The sequence below is a fragment of the Candidatus Zixiibacteriota bacterium genome, assembly GCA_020853795.1.
GTDB lineage: Bacteria > Zixibacteria > MSB-5A5 > CAIYYT01 > CAIYYT01 > JADJGC01.
Genome location: JADYYF010000111.1, coordinates 1 through 2,728 on the forward strand (window position 1 = coordinate 1; position 2,728 = coordinate 2,728).

The following is a 2,728-nucleotide window of genomic DNA, read 5'->3' on the forward strand; positions in this document are numbered from 1 at the left end:
CCAAAGAGAATCCAGTCGGCTTCGAGGTATTCCTCGGGAAAGAAGTTGATCGGTCCGGCGTCGCCGAGAACATCAAGCGTGCGGTTGCCGTGCTTGTCGTAGTAGATCAGTTTGAACCCGCCGGACTCAGCGGATTCTTCGACGGCGTATTCGATTCCGAACCGCTCCATATCGCGGCGGAAAGCCTCGTCGTAGTCTAGTCCGACGCGGCCGATTAATGCCGTCGGCTTACCGAGTTTCGACAGCGCCAAACAGGCGTTGGTAGAACAGCCGGACAGCACGCGGCCATCGGTCTTGAGATACGGGGTCTCGATGAGGTCGAAGACCGGGTTACCGACCCCGACGATCATTCGCGTCTGTCCCGTTCTTCCAACAGCTTTCTGGCGTAGATGAGGCGCTGGACACTGGTCACATACGAGACGACACCAACGATGACCAGCGCATATGTCAGGATGTTATGTCCGGGATAGAAGTATTCGACAACGGAGCCGACGATGATAAGCAGCAGCTTCTCGAGACGGCCAACCGCGCCGACCGCGACATTCTCGAGCTTGCCCTGCGATTCGGCCGCCTCGCGCGTGTAGCTGGCGATAATCATGCCGAACAGGGCAAACATCGCCCAAATCGGATTGACGGCACCTGATAACGCGATGCCGAAGAGGATCAGTGCCTCAGCGTAACGGTCGGAGACGTGATCCAGGATGCCTCCAAACTTGGTACCGCAATTGCCGGCGCGAGCAGTCGCACCATCGAGCATATCAGTGAACATCGTAAGGCAGACCACGGCTGCACCCCAAAGTAATTCGCCTCGCCAGTAGAGCACCGAAGCGCCAGCGGAGATGAGGAAAGATATCCCGGTCAGGACATTTGGCGTAAGTCCAAGGCGCAGACAGAGTTTGCCGTACGGAATCGAGGCGCTCTCATAGGTGATCCGTCGCTTCTGCTGCATCTGTTGCATTACCATCTGACCAACTGCCTTGTGTAAGCTGTCCTTGCCGCCTGCACCGAACTCTCATCCGTGTCGCTTCGGTTGAACCCTTGTGTTAAACCAAGGTTCCCCGAATGTCAAAAGCGCAGGGCGTTCGAAACGTTCCCTGCAGCTCGTGGTGGCAATGATATGCCCAGGCTTGCATCGGGTCAAGGGGAATTGTTGCCCGCCAAGCGGCAGTCGAGTCAGTCGTCCTTCATGCTTGGCCCACTGTCCCCGAGCTCGACAGGACGGCTTATCCGACCTCAAAGATCAAACATACCTTTTTTTGTCAGATTTATCTTGACAATCACTGATCAGATAGTCTATACTCCACATTGTCCAATTCGCAAAAGATATGTAAACCTTGAAGAGCGACACGCAGCCGCATTCGCTCCAAAGGAAGCTAATGAAGTCATCGCGTTACAACATCCTGGTCGAGCTTCCAGGGGGCAAAAAGCTGGCGTTCAATAGTGTTACCGCGGCATTGGCTGAGATCGATGCTGAGACACTGCCGCGTTTCGAACGGCTGTTGCGCACGCCGGAACTCACCGAATCGCCGGCAGACGATGAGCTGCGCCAGCAGATGAACTATGCGCGTTTCCTCTGTGCCGACAGTCTCGACGAGGTCTCGGAACAGGAGCAGCGTAATTACGAGCAGCGTCAGTCGCAACACGCCTTCTTCCTTACTGTTGCGCCGACCCTGGCGTGCAATTTCCGTTGTGACTATTGCTTTCAGAGCGCCAGCCCGGTGATGATGGGTACGCGCACCGTCGAAGCCTTGCTTCGCTTCTGCGAGACGCGACTGGCCAGCAGCGAGCACCTGATGATTACTTGGTTCGGCGGTGAGCCGACGCTATGCTCAAAACTGATCATCAGCGTGCAACAGCGGCTGGCGGCCCTGGCCAAGAGGTTCGACGTGAAAAGAATCTCGGCATCGATCATCACCAACGGCTTCTTGCTTGATGCCACCTTGGCGCAGCAGTACAAGGACGCCGGAATCGACGAGGCGCAGATCACGATTGACGGGCCGCCGGAGATCCACGATCGCCGCCGTAAACTGGCGGGCGGCCGCGGGACCTTCGCCACGATCATTGAGAATCTCGCCGAAGTCAGCCGCATCCTCCGCATTGTCGTACGCATCAATGTCGACAGCGACAACGCCGACGCCGCTTTACAGGTGGTCGAAATTCTCCGCCAGCAAGGATTGCTGCCGCGGGTCAATATCTACTTCGCACCGGTAAATCCGGCGGGCGGTGCTTGTTCGGATGCCCAAGGTCGCTGTCTGAGCACCCAGGCGTTCTCCAATCTGCAGACGCGGCTTTACGCGGAATTGGTGGAGCGAGGTATCAACCGGATCGAATACCCCATGATTGCCCCCGGAGGATATTGCGGCGCCGGGCATGTCAATTCCTATGTCGTCGCCCCCAATGGGCTGTTGTTCAAGTGCTGGGAGGAACTCTCCCTGGATCCTGCATTATCGGTCGGGGACATCTTTGGGGATGAACGCAGCCCACAGCAACAACGCAATTTTGACCGTTACGAGAAGTGGAATCCTTTTACGAAGTCGGAATGTCGGGAATGTAGGATCCTGCCACTCTGTCTGGGCGGCTGTCCCAAAGCGGCTACCGATACAGCAGACACTAATCACGGATATTGCTCCCCCTGGAGGTACAACTTGCGGGAGATGTTAGTTCTAAGGTACCTGTGCAACTCTCAACAGGAGGTGAATGGATGAAATTCATCGAAACCCCGAGCACA

3 protein-coding genes are annotated in these 2,728 nt (G+C 56.4%); 1 reads left to right on the forward strand and 2 read right to left on the reverse strand.

All coding sequences use genetic code 11. The annotated features are described in order from the left end of the window. Both IT585_09030 and IT585_09035 read right to left on the reverse strand, forming a co-directional pair. Positions 1-350 (reverse strand): ribokinase (locus tag IT585_09030; GenBank protein ID MCC6963382.1); only part of this gene is annotated, 350 nt, incomplete at its 3' end. Then, positions 347-964 carry a CDP-alcohol phosphatidyltransferase family protein gene (locus tag IT585_09035; protein MCC6963383.1) on the reverse strand — a complete coding sequence of 206 codons (618 nt, stop codon included), beginning with the start codon at positions 962-964 and terminating at the stop codon, positions 347-349. The genes IT585_09030 and IT585_09035, both read right to left, overlap by 4 nt. 412 nt (positions 965-1,376) lie before the next feature. Between IT585_09035 and IT585_09040 the strand changes: the two genes are divergently transcribed. Further along, the gene (locus IT585_09040) at positions 1,377-2,705 is read left to right on the forward strand and encodes an SPASM domain-containing protein (GenBank protein ID MCC6963384.1); all 1,329 of its coding nucleotides are present in this window, start codon (positions 1,377-1,379) and stop codon (positions 2,703-2,705) included. The last annotated feature ends 23 nt before the right edge of the window (positions 2,706-2,728 follow it).